Origin of the sequence: Ruminococcus sp. MCC718 (assembly GCF_018783905.1) — a bacterium.
In the GTDB taxonomy this organism is placed as follows: Bacteria; Bacillota; Clostridia; order Lachnospirales; family Lachnospiraceae; genus Hominisplanchenecus; species Hominisplanchenecus faecis.
The window spans coordinates 15,312-28,209 of record NZ_WQNP01000074.1 but is presented as its reverse complement, the minus strand read 5'-3'; the positions used below and the strand labels follow the sequence as shown (position 1 = coordinate 28,209).

Annotated in this window: 14 protein-coding genes, 2 tRNA genes and 1 riboswitch; of the genes, 1 reads left to right on the top strand and 15 read right to left on the bottom strand. The window is 44.6% G+C overall.

Annotation, left to right across the window (positions count from 1 at the left end; genetic code table 11):
- Positions 1–316: 316 nt before the first annotated feature.
- The 14 genes from GPK60_RS07990 to GPK60_RS07925 all read right to left on the bottom strand — a co-directional run bounded on the left by GPK60_RS07990 (position 317) and on the right by GPK60_RS07925 (position 10,769).
- Positions 317–406 (bottom strand) — tRNA-Ser (locus GPK60_RS07990).
- Positions 407–464: 58 nt separating this feature from the next.
- Positions 465–550, bottom strand: a tRNA-Ser gene (locus GPK60_RS07985).
- Positions 551–626: 76 nt separating this feature from the next.
- A complete protein-coding gene (ispD, locus tag GPK60_RS07980; protein WP_215659236.1) occupies positions 627–1,343 on the bottom strand; it encodes a 2-C-methyl-D-erythritol 4-phosphate cytidylyltransferase in 717 nt (238 codons plus the stop codon).
- Complete coding sequence (tsaD, locus tag GPK60_RS07975; protein WP_173866662.1) at positions 1,344–2,372, bottom strand: tRNA (adenosine(37)-N6)-threonylcarbamoyltransferase complex transferase subunit TsaD; 1,029 nt, start codon at positions 2,370–2,372, stop codon at positions 1,344–1,346.
- Between the two features lie 67 nt (positions 2,373–2,439).
- Positions 2,440–3,351, bottom strand: a complete 912-nt coding sequence (locus GPK60_RS07970; protein WP_147632323.1) for a ribonuclease Z — start codon at positions 3,349–3,351, stop codon at positions 2,440–2,442.
- Positions 3,352–3,406: 55 nt separating this feature from the next.
- A complete protein-coding gene (locus tag GPK60_RS07965) occupies positions 3,407–3,631 on the bottom strand; it encodes a hypothetical protein (protein WP_022119903.1) in 225 nt (74 codons plus the stop codon).
- 109 nt (positions 3,632–3,740) lie between these two features.
- Positions 3,741–4,184: a ribosomal protein S18-alanine N-acetyltransferase gene (gene rimI, locus GPK60_RS07960; RefSeq protein ID WP_215659235.1), complete on the bottom strand. Its 444-nt coding sequence runs from the start codon at positions 4,182–4,184 to the stop codon at positions 3,741–3,743.
- Positions 4,177–4,890 (bottom strand): tRNA (adenosine(37)-N6)-threonylcarbamoyltransferase complex dimerization subunit type 1 TsaB, encoded by a 714-nt coding sequence (gene tsaB, locus GPK60_RS07955; protein ID WP_022119901.1) that lies wholly within the window; start codon positions 4,888–4,890, stop codon positions 4,177–4,179. Before tsaB ends, rimI begins: the two co-directional genes overlap by 8 nt.
- A 9-nt stretch (positions 4,891–4,899) precedes the next feature.
- Positions 4,900–5,346, bottom strand: a complete 447-nt coding sequence (tsaE, locus tag GPK60_RS07950) for a tRNA (adenosine(37)-N6)-threonylcarbamoyltransferase complex ATPase subunit type 1 TsaE (RefSeq protein ID WP_022119900.1) — start codon at positions 5,344–5,346, stop codon at positions 4,900–4,902.
- On the bottom strand, positions 5,343–5,837 hold the full coding sequence (locus GPK60_RS07945) for a YcxB family protein (protein ID WP_022119899.1): 495 nt from the start codon (positions 5,835–5,837) through the stop codon (positions 5,343–5,345). The genes tsaE and GPK60_RS07945 overlap by 4 nt, the downstream gene beginning before the upstream one ends.
- Positions 5,838–5,982: 145 nt before the next feature.
- On the bottom strand, positions 5,983–6,591 hold the full coding sequence (locus GPK60_RS07940) for an NUDIX hydrolase (protein ID WP_215659234.1): 609 nt from the start codon (positions 6,589–6,591) through the stop codon (positions 5,983–5,985).
- A gap of 199 nt (positions 6,592–6,790) precedes the next feature.
- Positions 6,791–7,426 carry an ECF transporter S component gene (locus GPK60_RS07935; protein WP_215659233.1) on the bottom strand — a complete coding sequence of 212 codons (636 nt, stop codon included), beginning with the start codon at positions 7,424–7,426 and terminating at the stop codon, positions 6,791–6,793.
- Between the two features lie 121 nt (positions 7,427–7,547).
- Positions 7,548–7,666: riboswitch (FMN riboswitch) on the bottom strand.
- Positions 7,667–7,721: 55 nt separating this feature from the next.
- Positions 7,722–9,872 (bottom strand): Tex family protein, encoded by a 2,151-nt coding sequence (locus GPK60_RS07930; protein WP_147632316.1) that lies wholly within the window; start codon positions 9,870–9,872, stop codon positions 7,722–7,724.
- A gap of 468 nt (positions 9,873–10,340) precedes the next feature.
- Positions 10,341–10,769 (bottom strand): DUF2752 domain-containing protein, encoded by a 429-nt coding sequence (locus GPK60_RS07925; RefSeq protein ID WP_022119895.1) that lies wholly within the window; start codon positions 10,767–10,769, stop codon positions 10,341–10,343.
- Positions 10,770–10,841: 72 nt separating this feature from the next.
- Between GPK60_RS07925 and GPK60_RS07920 the strand changes: the two genes are divergently transcribed.
- Entirely contained in the window at positions 10,842–11,543 is a 702-nt protein-coding gene (locus GPK60_RS07920) for a DUF975 family protein (protein ID WP_215659232.1), read from the top strand.
- Positions 11,544–11,624: 81 nt separating this feature from the next.
- Here the strand turns inward: GPK60_RS07920 and GPK60_RS07915 are convergent, their stop codons facing one another.
- Entirely contained in the window at positions 11,625–12,851 is a 1,227-nt protein-coding gene (locus GPK60_RS07915) for a homoserine dehydrogenase (RefSeq protein ID WP_022119893.1), read from the bottom strand.
- Positions 12,852–12,898 lie beyond the last annotated feature (47 nt).

Sequence of the window (12,898 nt, the reverse complement as noted above, 5' to 3'; positions counted from 1 at the left end):
GTTCGCTGTTCGCGTCGGCTTTGTTATTTTAGCACATCTCTTTGTGCTTGTCAAGTACTTTTTTAAACTTTTTTTCGAAGTTCTTTCGAACTTCTTAAGTCGTACCAGACTGCGTTGCTCTGTCTCTTTTGCAGCAACTCTGATATTTTATCAAAGTCTTTCAGGTTTGTCAAGTACTTTTTTCATCTTTTTGATTCCGTCCCCGGATCATTTTCTATGATTCCTCGACTACCTGTTTCTGCGTCTTTTGACGAACTTCTGTATTTTATCGTATTTGTCATCTTTTGTCAAGTACTTTTTCAAGAAGTTTGTCGAACGGAGAAAGAGGGATTTGAACCCTCGCGCCGCTGTTAACGACCTACTCCCTTTCCAGGGGAGCCCCTTCGGCCAGCTTGGGTATTTCTCCACAGTTGCTCGAATAGCATTTTATATTATATTATCACATGATATTCTCATGTGATGAACGGAGAGGGTGGGATTCGAACCCACGCGCCCTTGCGGACAAACGGTTTTCAAGACCGCCTCGTTATGACCACTTCGATACCTCTCCAGTGCAATCAGCGAAACTAATAATATCATCCAATTTTCGTTTTGTCAACACTTTTTTTGATATTTTTTTGTTTTTTTCAATTTTTCTGTAAATTACACTTTTTCACAAAGATTTCAGCGATATCCAGATCCTCTGGTGTTGTAATCTTGATATTATAATAAGAGCCTTCCACCAGTTTTACTTTTTGACCTTCCATTTTCTCCAGTACCATTGCATCATCCGTGATTCCCATTTTGGTATGGTCCTCCTGCATCATTTTTTCATAAGCACCTAAAATATCAGGATACGCAAAAACCTGCGGAGTCTGGATGTTCCAAACTTCACTTCTCTTTAATGTTTCTTTTGCAAATAACGCTTCGTCAGCCAGTTTCAGTGTATCTTTCGAAGGAACTGCTGCCACACACGCACCATAAGTGCATACCGCTTCTTTTAACCGCTGCAGCATTTCCTGATCTACAAATGGTCTTGCTCCGTCATGGATATAGATGTAATCACATGCTCCGGCAGCTTTCAGTGCATTATATACAGAAAGATAGCGTTCTTCCCCGCCTTCAATAATATCTTTCACCTTTTGCAAATGATAAACTTCCACAATCTTCTCTCTGCAATATGCAATCTCATCTTTTTTTGTAACCAGTATCACTTCATCTATAAATTCGCATTCTTCAAATTGTCTGAGTGCGTAATACAAAACTGGTTTTCCAAACAGATCCATATACTGCTTCTGTACCTGACTGTGCATTCTTTTGCCGCTCCCTGCTGCCAGAACGATCGCCGTGTGCTTTTCTTTCATTTAGCGTTCCCCCAGTTTCAGATTCGGAACTGCATTCAGATCCAGTCCGGATCTTGTTCCTGCCAGATATTCATAATATCCTGCCACTCCGATCATCGCTGCATTATCTGTACAGAAAATCGGGGACGGATGGTAAAATTTGATATCTTTCTTTCTGCAGGCTTCTTCCATTGCCATGCGAAGTGCTGAATTGGAGGCAACTCCCCCTGCAATAGCAAATTTATCAAATCCATATTCATCGATTGCCCACATGGAATGTTCTACCAGAACATCCACAACTGCTTTCTGAAAGGAAGCTGCCACATCTGCTTCTACGATCGGCTGGTTCTTCATTTTGCATCCATTCAGATAGTTCAGGACTGCTGACTTCAAACCGCTGAAACTGAAATCATATGGTGCATCTGCAACTTTTGCTTTTGGAAATGAAATCGCCAGCGGATTTCCTTCTTTTGCAAGTTTATCAATCTTTGGTCCGCCCGGATAGCCAAGTCCGATCGCACGGGCCACTTTATCAAATGCTTCTCCAGCCGCATCGTCTCTGGTGCGTCCGAGGATTTCGTATTTTCCGTAATCTTTTACCACAACCAGGTGTGTATGTCCTCCGGATACTACCAGGCATGCAAACGGCGGCTCCAGATCCGGATGTTCAATATAATTTGCAGAAATATGCCCTTCTATATGGTGCACACCTACCAGAGGCAGATTTTTAGCATAGCTGATCGCCTTTGCCTCGGCTACTCCGACAAGCAAAGCCCCCACCAGTCCAGGTCCATAGGTGACCGCGATCGCATCCAGATCATCCAGTGTGACGTTTGCTTCTTCAAGAGCTTCTGTGATGACCTGATTTATTTTTTCAATATGCTTTCTTGATGCAATTTCCGGCACTACGCCGCCATAAAGTTTATGCAGTTCAATCTGAGAGGAAATAACATTGGACAAAACCGTTCTTCCGTTTTTCACAACAGAAGCTGCCGTTTCATCACAGGAACTTTCGATTCCCAGAATCAGTACATCTTTCTTTTCTTCCATCTCGTATCTATCCTTCCTATTATATCAAGCCCAAAGGCATTGATTTACCAGACTTTTCTGTCGACTGTCATTCCTCTTCAAATGACAGCACTGTACTTTTTCCGTCTTTTCCCGGGTAAGCATTTGGGAAAATTTCACGCACGCCATCCATAAATTCTTCCGGACGTACCAGTGACGGACTGTAATGTGTCAGCCATAACTCTGACACTTCTGCTTCCGCTGCCAATTTTGCTGCTTCTTTGAACATCATATGTTTATGCTCCAGTGCCTTAGACTTTTTATCATCCTCGCCATACATGCCTTCGCAGACAAACAGATCTGAGTGCTCTGCATTCTGGATGATGGATCTGGTCGGTCTGGTATCTGTCGTGTAAGTCAGTTTGATTCCCTTTCTGGCTTCTCCAAGAACCATATCCGGTGTATAGTGCACACCCTCAAATTCGACAACATTCCCCTTCTGAAGCGGATTCCAGCAGCACAGCGGAATATTTGCCGCTTTTGCCCGCTCTACATCAAATTTCCCCGCACGGTCAATCTCCATAGTATATCCGTAACAAAGCACATTGTGGTTTACACGGAATGCACGGATTCGATAACCGTTCATCTCAAAGGTTTCTTCTGTTCCCTGGATTTCTTTATAATATATTTCAAAAGGCAGCTCCGGTGCAATTGTCCGAAGTGCATTCACCACACGTTCCAGCCCCTTTGGACCGATCAAAGTCAGCGGTTCATGACGTTCTGCATTTCCCATCGACAAAAGCAGACCCGGAAGCCCGCTGATATGATCCCCGTGATAGTGTGTAAAACAAATCACATCGATTGGTTTAAAACTCCACCCTTTTTCTTTGATCGCGATCTGTGTTCCTTCGCCACAGTCGATCAGAATACTGCTTCCGTTATATCGCAGCATCAAGGCTGTCAGCCAACGTCTTGGAAGCGGCATCATACCGCCGCATCCAAGCAAACAAACATCAAGCATTCTTTTTTCCTTACTCTTTCTTCAGTTTCTTTTTCTTTCGTTTCTTCTTTCTTTTCTACAGCAGCTCTGTCTCTTCTTTTATTTCTGGTTTTAATACAAATTCTGCTGTCATTTTATCGTAACAAGGTTCACACAGATCGAAGCTGTGGCATTCTCCGTCTTTTTCCGAAGGATATCCCCAGATTTTTTCAATATGAATATATTCTTCCATGTCTCTTCCAATCGTATCCACAATTCTTTTCCCGCAGCTGTTGCAGTAAATCTTATTCTCTTTTCTCATCGTATCCTCCCCAGGTGATACCCCTTTTGTATGCTTTTTCTGATTTCCTTTGCGACAGCAACAGTATAACGAAAAGTATTCCTTTCGTACAGTGGGAATTAGAGGAATCCTAGTGGTTGCCGTATTTCCACATGATCAGTGCATCTTCTTTTGGTTTCTCGTAAAAATTCGGTCGGATACCGGAACGCTCAAACCCAAGTTTTTCATATAAATGGATAGCAGGTGCATTGCCAACCCGCACTTCCAGTGTGAAATTTTCGATTCCGCGTTCATATCCACGCAAAAACAATTGCTCCAGAAGTTCGGTGGCAACCCCTTTTCCGCGAAACTTCTCCACAACTGCTACGTTTGTGATATCAGCCTCATCAAAAGACTGCAACAGTCCGCAATATCCTGCCAGTATTTCCTTTTCATATGCAACCAGATAGATCGTCTCTTTCTGACGCAGTGCATCTTCAAATCCTTTTCTGCTCCATGGCCGGGAAAAAATCTGACTTTCTGTTCTTACAACTGCCTCCAGATCTTCTGCCTGCATTGCACGTATTTCAAGCACGATTCTGTTCTTCCCTTTCTTTTCGCTCTCTCTCTGCCTGAGAAAGACGCAGATAATCCGGTTTATGTTCCATTGCACTTTCTGCTCGTCCCTGTACATAGTACTGTGCTCCAAGAACTGCAACCGCAGATGCACGCTGTCTGTTCATATGTGCCGGAGCAAACGAATACGGAATTTTCATCACTTCCGCCAGCGTTTTGCGGTAAACCGGAACGCCGTCGCCAAGAAAAATAACTTCTCTTCCAAGTGCATTAAGTTTTTCTGCAATCTCTGTGACAGAAACCGCCATCTGATTTTCCAGTATCTGGAGTTTTCCATCGCAGAATTCGTAAATGCCGGTATAGACCTGGTTTCTTCTTGCATCCATGATCGGGCAGACGATTTTATCTGTTCCCCATAAATCATAGGCCAGTCCGTCTACCGTCGGAACCGGTATGATCGGTTTGTCAAGTGCCAGCCCCAGACCTTTTGCCGTGGCAGAACCAATACGCAGACCGGTAAAGGATCCCGGCCCGGCAGCGATTGCGATCGCATCCAGGCTGTTTAAGTCCAGATTTATCATATCTCCGATTTCTTTCAGCATCGGAAGCAAGGTCTGAGAGTGTGTTTTTTTATAATTTACCGTGTATTCTGCAAGTAAAATATCATCTTCTACAACAGCAACCGATGCCACCAGCCCTGAGCTGTCTATTCCCAAAACTTTCATGTTTTCCTCCTAAAGCTGTGCTTTCTTTTCCTCCGGATCTGAAATCGTGATCTTGCGGTAATCAAATCCTTTTTCCAGATTTTTCTCGATTTCAATAGCGATCACATCCGGCGGCAGAATCTCCTGGATCAGATCTGCCCACTCGATCAAGCATACACCTTCACCGTAAAAACAGTCCTCGTAGCCGATCTCTTCCATCTCTTCGATATCACCGATGCGATACACATCAAAATGATAAAACGGCAGACGACCGTCTTCGTACATCTGCACAATCGTAAAGGTCGGGCTGTTTACCGGCTCTGTGATGCCAAGCCCTGCTGCAAGCCCCTGTGTAAAAACGGTTTTGCCTACGCCAAGATCTCCGGTCAGTGTATAGATCTGACCTGCCTTTGCATTTTCACCGATTTTTTTTCCGAGTTCAAATGTTTCTTTTTCGCTGTTTGTCTCTATAATCATAATTTCACTTTCTTTTTTGGCATATTTTTTTGCACTAAAGTTACAAGCGTATCGTATTGTTCTCCGATGGCTTCTTTTGGGAGAACAAATGCATTTCTTTTTCCTGAGTAGATCAGCACATTTTTTTTGCTGCTGCATACTTTCAGTATATTCTTCCAGCCGCACTGTGCCTTTTCTTCTCCCTGTACGATCTCGATCCCTTCGTCATTCAAAATGTAAGTGACCGGATTTTTAAATACTTCGCTTTTTTCTACCTGCCTTTTTGATTTTGTATAAAGGCTGACCGGAAGATAAACGATAAACCACACACCGAACAGACAGTATACGATGCTGTAAGACAGATCTGTTTTGCCCAGCGTCGTGCCAAACATCACAAATGCCGCAATTCCGAGGATGATACCAAAAATGCCGCTGAAACTGCGGTAAGTATGGTACATCATGAAATCATACATGATCTTCGGTGTCATTTTTACTTCAACTTTTGCTTCCACCTTTTCCTCCTGTTGTGTTTGAAATTTTCTGTTTCAAGTCGAACGCACGCGAAACTTGGCACGCAATTCTGGTCAGCTCTGCTGATATTTACCTGACAGAATCTATCTGACCTTAGCATTTGATTATAGCATACCAGTTTTTTGCTTACAACTGCAAAAAGCCGAAAGGTTCTTCTTCTTTCAGAAAATGCATCAGCATATATGCACACATGATCGCCACACGCTCTTCTTTCAGGATGCGGCGTACCTCTTCTCTGTCTGCCAGCACGACTTCCAGATCTTCGGTATCTTCCAGGCCTTCCCGGCTAATCTGACCGCTCGCATAACCATAAACCGTGGCACAACATTCATCTGTCATGCCGACGCTTGTAAAAAATGGTCTTTCATAGAGCGGATCCGGTGTCAGCGGTGAGAAATCAAGTCCGGTCTCTTCTTTCATTTCGCGGATGCCCGCCTGCCTGTAATCTTCTCCCTGGTCTACCAGCCCGGATGGCAGTTCATAAATATAATCATCCAGCGGATAACGGTACTGGCGTACCAGCACAACCCTGTCTTTTTTCTCCCCATAAAGACTGTAAATGATCACACCGTCCGGCTTTTCATTTCTTGTATTTATTTTCAGATCATTCGGTGTTTTCGCTCTGGATGAAACATAATAATGGATATCGCCGCCCATCCGGTCTTTTGCTTCCAGATCATACAGATTCAGAAATCTGTTTTCTGTCTGTTTATTGATCTTCTGTATTTTTGACATTTTCTGCCGCCTTTCTCTTGATAATACCCGCACTTTCAAGATGCCTGGGTTAAAATCCATATCTGATACAGCATCTGTTTCGTGTTTATTTGTTTCCCTGCTCACGAAAAAAAAGAATACCACGTAACTTTAAAAAGCACAAGCTTTCCTCCGGTTACATGGTATTCGTTTCGAGTTATGTGATATTCACTTTTCTGTATTAGAACTGTGTTCCGTGAAGAATCGGGCTTACGTGCTTATAAAGCAGGAAGGTGATCGCACCAACGATCAGTCCTTTTAAAATGTTAAATGGTGCAACTGCCAGAACAACAAAAGTGAGCAGGCTGTTGATTGCCGGATTCACTGCCGTTCCCATGGCAACCAGTGCATCGACCGGCATACCGAATGCCTTTCCATATGCCGGGAGCAGCACAAAAGCATTTAAGAAGCATCCGATAAATGCCATAAACAGCGTACCTGCGATCATTCCGATCACTGCACTTTTTTTGCTTTTCTTTTTCTGGTAGATCAGACCTGCCGGTACGATCATGGCACAGCCAATCAGGAAATTGGCGAAATCTCCGACACCTGCGGTCGATGATCCTTTAAAAAGCATGTGCAGTACGACTTTGATCAGTTCGATAAACATGCCTGCGACCGGTCCCATCGCAAAGGTACCGATCAGAACCGGAATTTCACTCAAGTCAATCTTATAGAAAGACGGTGCAAAGAAAAGCGGTATTTCAAACATCATCAACACAACGGAAACCGCCCCCAACATACCAATCTGCACCAGATTTCTTAAGTTACTTCTTTCTGCAGTTGTTTTCACTGCATTTGTACCTGAACTGTTCATACGTCCATCTCTCCTTTTTGAATTTAATTCACAGGAAGATCTTCGTCTGATACGATGCCATCATTTTGAAATAAAAAGCCCTGAATCTGTTCTACAGATTCAGGGCTTTGATATACCATCGTATGTTCTTCTCTCATCCAGACTTTGACTGTCGGTCATGGAATTTCACCATGTCAGCCGCTTACGCGGGTCGCGGACTATACCGCCGGTGGGGAATTACGCCCCGCCCCGAAGATTTCTGCTATCTGCAATTATAAGATAATTTTTTCTTTTGTCAAGCATTTTCGGAAAACTTTTACAATTTCATGGACAGAGAAATTCTTTTTTTCTTTAGGTCGATGCCGATCACTTTCACATCGATGATATCGCCTACTTTTACGACATCCAGCGGATGTTTTACGAACTTTTTACTGCTCATCTCAGAGACATGCACCAGGCCGTCCTGATGTACACCGATATCCACGAATGCTCCGAAATCAATGACGTTTCGAACGGTTCCTTTTAGTACCATTCCTTCTTTTAAGTCTTCCATCGCAAGAACATCGCTTCTGAGGATTGGTTTTGGCATTTCATCTCGTGGATCTCGGCCAGGTTTTTCCAGTTCTGCCGTGATGTCACGCAGTGTCGGCTCGCCGATTTCCAGCTCTTCTGCCATTTTTTTGTAATCTCTGATCTTTCCGGAAATTCCGTTTAAATTTCCAGCTGTGATGTCTTCTTTTGTATAGCCGAGACACTCCAGAAGTTTGCCTGCTGCCGCATAGCTCTCCGGATGGACTCCTGTGCAGTCCAGTGGATTTTCTCCGCTGCGTATCCTGAGGAATCCGGCACACTGCTCAAATGCTTTTGGTCCTAATTTTGCAACTTTCAGAAGTTCTTTTCTGTTCTGGAAGCTTCCGTTTTCTTCGCGGTATGCAACGATATTTTTCGCGATCACTTTGGAAATACCGGAAACATAGGAAAGCAGGGATGCGGATGCGGTATTTAAATCCACACCGACACGGTTTACACAGTCTTCCACGACTCCGCCCAGTGCTTCGCCCAGTTTTTTCTGGTTCATATCATGCTGATACTGTCCGACTCCGATGGATTTTGGCTCAATTTTCACCAATTCTGCCAGCGGGTCCTGGATTCTTCTGGCGATAGATGCAGCACTTCTCTGTCCTACATCAAAATTCGGAAATTCTTCTGTTGCCAGTTTACTCGCAGAATAAACAGATGCACCGGCTTCGTTTACGATCACATACTGCACTTTTTCCGGAATCTCATGGAAAAGCTCTACGATCACCTGCTCAGATTCTCTGGATGCCGTTCCATTTCCAACGGAAAAGAGCGTGATGTGGTACTTGCGGATCCATTCTTTTAATTTTTCTTTTGCCGCCTGGATCTTTTTTTCATTAGTCGGTGCTGTCGGGTAAATGACGGTCGTATCCAGCACTTTTCCGGTCGCATCGACAACCGCCAGCTTACATCCGGTACGGAACGCCGGGTCCCAGCCAAGCACAACCTGTCCGGCGATCGGAGGCTGCATCAGAAGCTGTTCCAGATTCTTGCCAAACACCTGGATCGCACCATCTTCTGCCTGCTCGGTCAGTGCATTGCGGATCTCACGCTCTACTGCCGGGGCGATCAGTCTGCGGTAACTGTCCTCGATCACTTTTTCCAGGAATTCGGAAGTCTGCGGATTTTCACGCACCATGATCTGTTTTCTTAAATAACCAAGAATCCGATCTTCCGGAGCTTCCAGTTTTACGGTCAAGAATTTTTCCTTTTCGCCGCGGTTGATCGCCAGCACACGGTAACCTGCCATTTTTGCAACTGGCTCTTCATACTGATAGTACATCTCGTAAACAGAAGCTGCTTTCTCATCTTTTGCTTCTGTCACGATTTTACCCTCTTTCTGTGTCAGGCTACGGATGCGGATACGGTAATTTGCATCATCTGAAATCGTCTCAGCCAGAATATCACCTGCTCCCTGCAGTGCTTCCTGCCAGGTATTCACTTCTTTTTCCGGGTCAATATACGCACTTGCTTCCTCTTCCAGCGTTTTCTTTGTCATCTGCAACAGAATCGTGTTTGCCAGTGGTTCCAGTCCTTTTTCTTTTGCGATTGTCGCTCTCGTTCTTCTCTTTGGACGATACGGGCGATACAGATCTTCCACAACTACCAGAGTTTCCGCTGCCTGGATTTTTTCCCGCAGCTCATCCGTCAGTTTGCCCTGCTCCTCGATTGATGCCAGCACCTGCTTCTTTTTATCTTCCAGATTACGCAGATAAGTCAGACGTTCCGAAAGTTTTCGCAGAACTTCGTCATTCAGCGATCCTGTGACCTCCTTACGATAACGTGAAATAAACGGAATCGTATTCCCCTCATCGATCAGTTTGACTGCAGCCTCCACCTGCCATAATTCAATCTTTAATTCCTCTGCAAGACGTTGATTTATGTTCATATAAGCCTCCATTACATACAATTTTTCCAACGTTTCTACTCCTTGCCCTGCGTCAGGCAATTTTCAAACATCTTTGTGCCGACTGTAACAGCCGCCCCCTTATGATACACTTGAGTTTCCAATTTGTCTATGATATTATGATGATGCTAGAGTGAAAAGGTCAAAACGCCATTCTTGCTTGCAAGATAAGGCGTTTGAACTTGGCACTCGTAAGACATGAGGAAGTAGCCCGACAGGGCGGATTCCGAATGGATTAGAATTGCGGAAGCATAGAATGCGGAGCAATTCGTAGCATCATAGAACCTGGGCGACTTGGGGACCGTAAGACATGAGGAAGTAGCCCGACAGGGCGGATTTCGAATGTTTTAGAATTGCGAGAGCATAGAATGCGGAGCAATGCGGAGCAATTCGTAGCATCATAGAACCTGGGCGACTTGGGGACCGCAAAACATGAGAAAGGAGCCATTTTCATAGCCCTTTATGAAACAGCAGCAGGTTTCCGTTTTTCCATATGGTGTTTACCACCAGCAGAACCACTGCAATTTTGCCATACACCGGACGGTATTTCATGCCGATCGTGATTCTGCCGCGGCTTACATACTGCACGGTATTGGATAGCATATACCATACATAAAGTACTGCTCCGTAAAGTACAATGCTGTGGTAATGTAAACTGTATGCCACATTTCCTTTCAGCAGCCAGTATACTGCCCGTGTACCGCCGCATCCGGGACAGTAAAGTCCGGTCAGCTTATGGAAAATGCACGGCAGCAAAATATGATTTAACGGAATTTTCAGTAACCTCAGCAATGCAAGAAACAATATTCCTGCAAGCGGCAGGACTATACCGCAGTAATAAAGGTTGTCCGGCCTGCAGTTTTTTTCTTGTTTTTCCATACAGTACCTCTTTCATCATTTATTTCAGCCGAATCCTAATCGGCTTACCTTTTACAGAATGGAGTGAATCTTATGAAACGAACTTCTTCGCAGTTAAAACAACTGGCAAGGGAATCTCTGGCACATCGCTTCAGCCTCCCGGTTATGGCCTGTGTCATTACTTTTGGAATTATCATGCTGGTCAATATGCTCCCGGCTGCTCTTTTCCCGGACACAGGCAACAGTATCTCTTATCTGGTGATTTCTTTTATCACCGATCTGCTCCTGTCGATTTTAAGCGTCGGTCCGGTTACAATCCTGCTTGACATGAGCCGTGGCAGCGACGGACAGCTTTCTGATCTTCTGTATGCTTTTCGCCATCAGCCGGATCGTATTATTGTATCTCAGCTTATTATCTCACTCTTGTCCACGGTGATCTTTCTGCCGGGTATTCTTGTATTTATGCTGTCATCCATTTTTTATACTGCCTTTGGCATCATTATCGGAAGTCTGCTGATCTTTGCCGCCGTGATCGGTAGCGTTGTGATCCGCCTGGATTTTGCACTGGTAACTCCGCTTTATATTGACAATCCACAGACCAGTGCCATAGATCTCTTACGTGAAAGCCGTGATCTGATGCGGGGCAACCGGCTCCGCTATTTTGTTCTGGAGCTGAGCTTTATACCGATCATGCTGCTCGCAGTTGTTGCCTGCTTTGTCGGACTGCTCTGGGCCGTTCCATATACGCAGATGACGCTTCTTGAATTTTACCGTGAACTGACAGGAGAAATCTGAAAATTCAAAGAACTGTTGCCAGGCAGATATATCATCTGCCAAAGCAACAGTTCTCTTTTTATAAATTAATCATTCTTTTTCTTAGTCTTCGACACGGCGAACGCGGATCATGCCAAGCACTTCACCAAAGCTTTCTGCTTTTGCTTTGTATTCTGCCTCTGTCATCACTTCTGTCACGAATCCGAACTCTCCGTCTACATCTGCCACAACAACCGGCTGTACGTTTCCGAATACTTCCTGCACTTTTGCAAGTTCTGTTTCCGGAGTGCCTTTGACACGTACAAAGAATTTGCGGCTGGAATTGCTGATGTCGGTCAGTTCCAGTTTTTTGCTGCTCCAGAATGCCATGATGCTGCGGTTCAGATGTCTTGCCTCATCGACTACGTCAGCTACGACAGCACTTGCGGTCGGCAGTTTGCCGGCTCCGCTTCCGTAGAACATTGCATCTCCAAGTACATTGCCATGTACAAAAATGGCATTGAATACACCGTTTACGCTGTACAGAGGATCGGACGGTCCAACCAGCACCGGTGATACCATTGCGTAAAAGCTTCCGTCAACTTTACGGCTGACTGCCAGCAGTTTGATCATCTGTCCCATTGCTTTTGCATACTTGATATCGGTTGCCGTAATCTTGCTGATACCCTCTGTATAGATATCTTCGTAATCAACCTGTCTGCCAAATGCCAGTGAGGAAAGGATTGCGATCTTACGGCATGCATCGTAACCTTCCACGTCTGCTTCCGGATTGCGTTCTGCATACCCAAGATTCTGTGCTTCTTTTAATACATCTGCAAAATCAGAACCTTTCTCTGCCATCTCTGTGAGAATGTAGTTGGTAGTTCCGTTCAGAATACCGGTGATCTCATCGATCTCATCTGCAGTCAGAGAAGAATTCAGCGGACGGATGATCGGAATACCGCCGCCGCAGCTTGCCTCAAACAGATAGTTGATGTTTCTTTCTCTTGCGATCTCAAGCAGCTCTGCACCGTGACGTGCCACCAGTTCTTTGTTGGATGTGCAGACACTCTTTCCTGCGAGCAGTGCTTTTTTTGTGAAAGTATACGCCGGCTCCACACCGCCCATAACTTCAACGACAATTTTAATCTCCGGATCATTTAAAATAACATCAAAATCATGTACGATTTTTTCCTGGATCGGATCTCCCGGGAAATCGCGAAGATCAAGCACATATTTGATGTTGATCTCTTCTCCTGCTTTTTTATTGATGCTGCTGTGGTTGGTATTGATAACTTCTACCACTCCGGAACCTACTGTTCCATATCCTAAGACTGCAATCTGGATCATTTTAAGCCTCCTGTTGTTTTCTTTTATGCTTATCTCTGGTTCTTTTG

Bases quoted from the DNA above. Each gene is read 5' to 3' on its own strand.
- tsaE (WP_022119900.1), bottom strand. From the start codon at position 5,346: ATGATTATAGAGACAAACAGCGAAAAAGAAACATTTGAACTCGGAAAA.
- GPK60_RS07920 (WP_215659232.1), top strand. From the start codon at position 10,842: ATGAAACGAACTTCTTCGCAGTTAAAACAACTGGCAAGGGAATCTCTG.
- GPK60_RS07940 (WP_215659234.1), bottom strand. From the start codon at position 6,591: ATGTCAAAAATACAGAAGATCAATAAACAGACAGAAAACAGATTTCTG.
- GPK60_RS07970 (WP_147632323.1), bottom strand. From the start codon at position 3,351: ATGCTTGATGTTTGTTTGCTTGGATGCGGCGGTATGATGCCGCTTCCA.
- ispD (WP_215659236.1), bottom strand. From the start codon at position 1,343: ATGAAAGAAAAGCACACGGCGATCGTTCTGGCAGCAGGGAGCGGCAAA.
- tsaB (WP_022119901.1), bottom strand. From the start codon at position 4,890: ATGAAAGTTTTGGGAATAGACAGCTCAGGGCTGGTGGCATCGGTTGCT.
- tsaD (WP_173866662.1), bottom strand. From the start codon at position 2,372: ATGGAAGAAAAGAAAGATGTACTGATTCTGGGAATCGAAAGTTCCTGT.
- GPK60_RS07915 (WP_022119893.1), bottom strand. From the start codon at position 12,851: ATGATCCAGATTGCAGTCTTAGGATATGGAACAGTAGGTTCCGGAGTG.
- GPK60_RS07930 (WP_147632316.1), bottom strand. From the start codon at position 9,872: ATGAACATAAATCAACGTCTTGCAGAGGAATTAAAGATTGAATTATGG.
- GPK60_RS07965 (WP_022119903.1), bottom strand. From the start codon at position 3,631: ATGAGAAAAGAGAATAAGATTTACTGCAACAGCTGCGGGAAAAGAATT.
- GPK60_RS07935 (WP_215659233.1), bottom strand. From the start codon at position 7,426: ATGAACAGTTCAGGTACAAATGCAGTGAAAACAACTGCAGAAAGAAGT.
- GPK60_RS07925 (WP_022119895.1), bottom strand. From the start codon at position 10,769: ATGGAAAAACAAGAAAAAAACTGCAGGCCGGACAACCTTTATTACTGC.